Annotated in this window: 4 protein-coding genes; all 4 read right to left on the minus strand. The window is 71.7% G+C overall.

Annotated features, from left to right (window positions below; translation table 11 throughout):
- The coding region (locus AC08OP_RS15605; protein WP_476614869.1) for an ABC transporter ATP-binding protein at positions 1–1,218 on the minus strand (1,218 nt) is incomplete at its 3' end.
- Between the two features lie 230 nt (positions 1,219–1,448).
- A complete protein-coding gene (locus AC08OP_RS15610; RefSeq protein ID WP_476614870.1) occupies positions 1,449–2,396 on the minus strand; it encodes a MurR/RpiR family transcriptional regulator in 948 nt (315 codons plus the stop codon).
- Between the two features lie 119 nt (positions 2,397–2,515).
- Positions 2,516–3,718 (minus strand): homoserine O-acetyltransferase MetX, encoded by a 1,203-nt coding sequence (gene metX, locus AC08OP_RS15615; protein ID WP_476614871.1) that lies wholly within the window; start codon positions 3,716–3,718, stop codon positions 2,516–2,518.
- Positions 3,690–4,982 carry a bifunctional o-acetylhomoserine/o-acetylserine sulfhydrylase gene (locus AC08OP_RS15620; protein WP_476614872.1) on the minus strand — a complete coding sequence of 431 codons (1,293 nt, stop codon included), beginning with the start codon at positions 4,980–4,982 and terminating at the stop codon, positions 3,690–3,692. The genes metX and AC08OP_RS15620 overlap by 29 nt, the downstream gene beginning before the upstream one ends.
- Positions 4,983–5,506 lie beyond the last annotated feature (524 nt).

A 5,506-nucleotide genomic window follows, 5' to 3' on the forward strand; every position in this document is an offset into this window, starting at 1 on the left:
GGGCGCGGCCGAAGCGGGGGAGGGGGACGCGGCGAGCGCGCCGGGCACGGGGATGGTCAGGGATTCCCGGGAATCCGGTGGCCGCCAGGCGAGACGACGTCCGCTCGCCCGAGCGAACAGGTGCACCCGTGAGACGTCGATGGTGAGTCGGGCCCGGTCACCGGCGGCCAGTCCGATCGGGCGGGGGCCACGCAGCGCGACAGCCTGACCGTGGACGTCGCACCAGGCCACCTCCTCGCTGCCGAGGTTCTCGACCGTGGTCACGACACCTTCGATCTGCGCCGTCAACCCGGGTGATGCCGTCAACCCGGGTGATGCCGACGATGTCTCGGCCGGGCCGGGCAGCTCGGCCGAGCCGGGCAACAGCGCCAGGTTCTCGGGTCGCAGACCGACGATGACGTCGCGGGGTTCGTCGAAGCCCGGCCACAGCGGGATGCGTAGCCCGTCCGCGCGGACCGCCAGCAGGTCGCCGTCGGCCTCCACCCGGGCGTCGATCAGGTTCATCGGCGGTGCGCCGAGGAAGCCGGCGACGAACACCGAGGCCGGCGTGTCGTAGACCTCGGTCGGGCTGCCCACCTGTTCCACGCGGCCGCCGTTGAGCAGGACCACGCGGGTCGCCATCGACATGGCCTCCACCTGGTCGTGGGTGACGTAGATGAAGGTTCGGCCCAGCCGGCGGTGCAGTCCGGCGAGCTCGGTGCGGGTCGCGGTGCGCAGTTTCGCGTCGAGGTTCGAGAGGGGCTCGTCCATGAGGAACGCCTGGGGGTCACGGACCAGCGCACGGCCGAGCGCCACCCGTTGGCGCTGCCCGCCGGATAGCTCACGGGGGCGCCGGTGGAGCAGCCCGCCGAGTTCGAGCTGGTCGGCGACCTCGCGGACGCGCCGGGCGATCTCCGCCTTAGGGCGGCGCGCGGCCCGCAGCGGAAACCCGATGTTGCGCTCGACCGTCAGGTGCGGGTATAGCGCGTAGCTCTGGAAGACCATGGCGAGGTCGCGCCGTCGGGCGGGGACATGGGTGATGTCGCGGTCGCCGAGCATGATGCGCCCCTCGCTCGGCTCCAGCAGGCCGGCGATCATGCGCAGCAGCGTGGTCTTCCCGCAGCCGCTCGGTCCCAGTAGAACGAGGAAGTCACCGTCCGCCACGTCGAGGGAGACGTCGTCCACCGCACGGACGTTTCCGAAGCGCCTCGTGAGGCCCTCGATCCGGATTTCTGCCACCCAGCACCCCGTGTACGTCTGTTCCAGGAGTGCGCCTGCCCCCTGGTTCCTCGTTACAGAGGCAGTCTCGGGTACCTAGATGAATGGTCCATGACGGTCGGGAAACGGGGGACAGTCACTTACCGCAACGAATCTCCGGTCAAGCGCCTTGCCGGTGGGACGCTTTCGTAGCTGTCCGAGCGCCCCTTGGCGCGCGTCCCCTGACCCGACTGACCTGACCGGTCATTCGGTCAGAACTCGTAGGGATCGGCGGCTCCGAGGCCGGGATCCGCCGCGGGCCGCCGCGGGCCGTCCTCCGCCCGCACGGAGTGGCCCTGGACGTCCCGCATGACGGTCCCGGCCAGCAGCGGGTTGTCCGTGCGGCGCAGGCCGACCGCGAGCTGCAGGGCGTTGAGCAGCAGCAGGGAGGCCAGCCGGCTTGCGATCATGTCCGAGCTGATGGGCCAGTCGGGCGACCCCACCACGAGGCTGATGTCGGCGATCTCGGCCAGGGGCCCGGCCGTGTAGCTGGTGATGCCGATGACGGCGGCGCCCGCGGTCCGGGCCGCCTCCGCGGCCCGCAGACTCGGCTCGTTCGCCCCGCTGCTCGTGATGACCAGGCAGACGTCCGAGGGCGCGAGCAGGCGGGCGGTGAGTTCCTGGGCGATCGAGTCGCCCGGCGCCTCGGCCGGCCGGCCCATGCTGAGGAAGCGCAACGCCGCGTCCTGGGCGACCGGAGCCGATCCGCCGTTGCCGATGACGAGCAGTCGGTCGGCCCGGTCCAGCAGGTCCACGGCGGGCGCGAGACGGGACCGGTCCAGCGGGCCGAGCGCGTCGGCGAGCACCGCGGTCGCCGCGCCGAAGACGGTGTCCACCAGGCGCTCGACCGGGTCGGCAGCGTCCGTTCGGCCGATCTCACCGCGCAGCGCCGCGGCCCCGCTCTCCCGGGCGAGCTCGACGCGGAAATGCTGGAATCCGCGGAAGCCGAGATGTTGGCAGGCGCGCACCACCGTGGCCGTCGATGTTCCCGCGGCCTCCGCGAGCTGCGCGGCGGACCATTCGACCACGTCCCCCGGACGGGCCAGACACACTTCGGCCACCCGCTGCTCGCTCGGGAGCAGGCCCGGCAGGGCCGCGCGGATGGTGGCGAATAGCCCGCCCGGGCGGGCACCCGGCGGACCGGCGGAGGGGGTCACCATGCAGCGGTTCATACACGCTCAAGGTGACGGGCCGGGGTGCCGTCCGCTGCCGTGCCGCGCGGTGCCGTCACCGTGCGGCTAAATCGTGCGGATAAACCGTGCGGATAATCAGTTCCGGGTCAGGCCGTCCGGAGGGCGTCGTGGACGATTGCGGCGACCTGCTCGGTCTCGATCAGGAACCCGTCGTGCCCGCGCCGCGAGTGGACGACGCGCAACGGCGCGCCGACGCGCTCGGCGATGTACTCCTGCAGGTGGAGGGGATAGAGCCGGTCGGAATCGACCCCTGCGACGGTGAACGGCACCGGGCAGGACCGTAGCGCCGGCGCGCGCCCCCCGCGCCCCCGGCCGACGTCCTGGATCATCATCGCCCGGGTCAGGGCGACGTAAGTGCCGGCGTCGAACCGAGCGGCCAGCTTGCCGGCATGGTGGTCGAGGTAGGAGGCGACCTCGAACAAGCCGTCGGGCCGGGTCCGATCCGCGAACCGTTCCTCCAGCTCGGCCTCGCTGCGGTAGCTGATCTGGGCCACCCGCCGGGCCAGACCCATGCCGGCGTCCGGGCCGCGTCCGTCGGGCCGGTCGTGGTAGTCGCCGCCGTTCCAGGCCGGGTCGTCGGTGATCGCACGAAGCTGCACCGCGGACAACCCGATCTGCTCCGCCGTCGCCGCCGCGCCGCAGGCCAGGACCACGGCGTGGTCGACCCGGTCGGGATGGCCGACGGCCCACTCCAGGGCCCGCATGCCCCCCATCGAGCCGCCGACCACCGCGGCCCAGCGCCGGATGCCGAGCGCGTCGGCGACGGCGACCTCCACCGTGACCTGATCGGAGATCGTGATCTCGGGCCATCGGCCGCCCCAGGGTCGGCCGTCCGGCGCGGGACTGGCTGGCCCGGTCGTGCCCTGGCAGCCGCCCAGCACATTCGGACAGACCACGAAGAGGCGATCGGTGTCGAGGGCCCGTCCAGGCCCGATCAGGCCATCCCACCAGCCTGGGGTGGGATGGCCCGGCCCGGGCGGGCCGGCGGCGTGACTGTCCCCGGTGAGCGCGTGCAGGACCAGCACCGCGTTGGTGGCCGCGGCGTCGAGGCGGCCCCACGTCTCGTAGGCCACTGTCACGCCGGGCAGGACGCCGCCGCGTTCCAGCCGCAGCGGTCCCAGCAGGTCGACGAACCGGCGCCGTCCCACCGGGTCGATCCCGGCGCGCCATGCCCCGGAGGCGGGCGGTGGCGCCGACGGCGCCGGTTCGACCGTCGGCGGCACCGGCTCGACCGAAAGGGCCGCACCGGTGCCACGCGACTCAGCTCTTGGCCGCACGGAACCCGGCATCGAGGTCGGCCAGGATGTCGTCGATCCCCTCGATGCCGACCGACAGGCGGACGAGATCCGGGGTGACCCCGGTCGCGGTCTGCTCGGTCTCGGTGAGCTGGGAGTGCGTCGTCGTCGCGGGATGGATAATCAGTGAGCGGACGTCACCAACGTTCGCCAGGTGGCTGAACAGCTCGACCCCCTCGACGAACTTCTTCCCGGCTTCGGCGCCACCGGCGATGCCGAAGGACAGGATCGCGCCGGCGCCGCGGGGGAGCACCTTCTGTGCCCGGGAGTACCACCGCGACGACGGCAGGCCCGGGTAGGCCACCCAGCTCACCTCGTCGCGCGCCTCGAGCCACTCGGCGACCCGCTGGGCGTTCGCGGTGTGCCGCTCGATCCGCAGCGACAGCGTCTCCAGACCCTGGAGCAGCAGGAACGAGTTGAACGGGGAGATCGCCGGGCCGAGGTCGCGCAGTAGCTGCACGCGCGCCTTGACGATGTACGAGCCGTGACCGAGCGCGTCCCAGTAGACTAGACCATGGTAGCTCGGGTCGGGAGTGGTGAAGTTCGCGAACCGGCCGGAGGCGCCGAAGTCGAACCGGCCGCCGTCGACGATGACGCCGCCGATCGCGGTGCCGTGGCCGCCGATGAACTTCGTCGCCGAGTGGACGACGATGTCCGCGCCGTGCTCCAGCGGCCGGTACAGATAGGGCGTCGCGAGGGTGTTGTCGACGATGAGGGGGATCCCGTGCGCGTGGGCGACCTCGGAGATCCCGACGGTGTCGAGGACGTCGCCGCGGGGGTTGCCGACCGTTTCCCCGTAGAACGCCTTCGTGGTGGGCCGCACCGCCGCCCGCCACTCCTGGAGATCATCGGGATCGCCGACGAAGGAGACCTCGATGCCCAGCTTCGGCAGGGTGTAGTGGAACAGGTTGTACGTCCCGCCGTACAGGCTGGCCGAGGAGACCACGTGGTCGCCGGCCTCGGCCAGGTTCAAGATCGCCAGCGTCTCCGCGGCCTGCCCCGACGCCGCCGCGAGCGCCCCGATCCCACCTTCGAGGGCGGCGATGCGCTGCTCGAAGACATCCTGGGTGGGGTTCATGATCCGGGTGTAGATGTTTCCGGGCTCACCGAGAGCGAACAGGGCGGCGGCGTGGTCGGTGTCGCGGAAGACGTAGCTGGTGGTCTGGTAGATCGGCACGGCTCGGGCGCCGGTCGCCGGGTCCGGCTGGGCTCCCGCGTGGATCTGCTGGGTCTCGAACGACCAGCTCTCGGTGCTCATAGGGTGATCCTCCCCGGGGCGAAGTCGGTGTTCGGTGCGTCGGTGGTGTCGGCGTGTCGGCGTGTCGGCGGTGTACCGGGCGCCGGCTGTGGGACGCCGGCCGGGCACTGATACCTGCGACTGCCTGCGACTACCACCGATACCTGCGACTAGTCTGCGATGGCTGTCCTCGTCCGCGGTTCCTCACGGTTGCCCGCGCGGTGCGGCGGTGGACGGTCCGGCTGCCGAAGGGGAACCGGGCCGCTTCCCCGGGGCCGGTCGGAATGCCTAAGATCGTGCGGTACGAAAAAGATCAGAAGCCCGGGCACAGCCCGTCGAAGGCGGCCGTGCGGGATGGGTGGCCGCCCAGTGTACCGACCTTCGGGCATCCCCCGAACATCGCAGAGCGGCGCGCAACCGTCCCGGATGTCCGGCATGTGACCGCATGGTTCCGACGCTAGCAGCGTGTCGGGTCGTTGTCTGCAGCGGGCGCAGATTTTCCACCGGATAAGTGAACAATCGCAGGCGCGGGATGGGCCCTGGAC

It is taken from the genome of Frankia sp. CeRuru1, from assembly GCF_977966315.1.

Excerpts from the sequence above, each read along its gene's own strand:
- AC08OP_RS15610 (WP_476614870.1), bottom strand. The coding sequence starts at position 2,396 with ATGGTGACCCCCTCCGCCGGTCCGCCGGGTGCCCGCCCGGGCGGGCTA.
- metX (WP_476614871.1), bottom strand. The coding sequence starts at position 3,718 with ATGCCGGGTTCCGTGCGGCCAAGAGCTGAGTCGCGTGGCACCGGTGCG.
- AC08OP_RS15620 (WP_476614872.1), bottom strand. The coding sequence starts at position 4,982 with ATGAGCACCGAGAGCTGGTCGTTCGAGACCCAGCAGATCCACGCGGGA.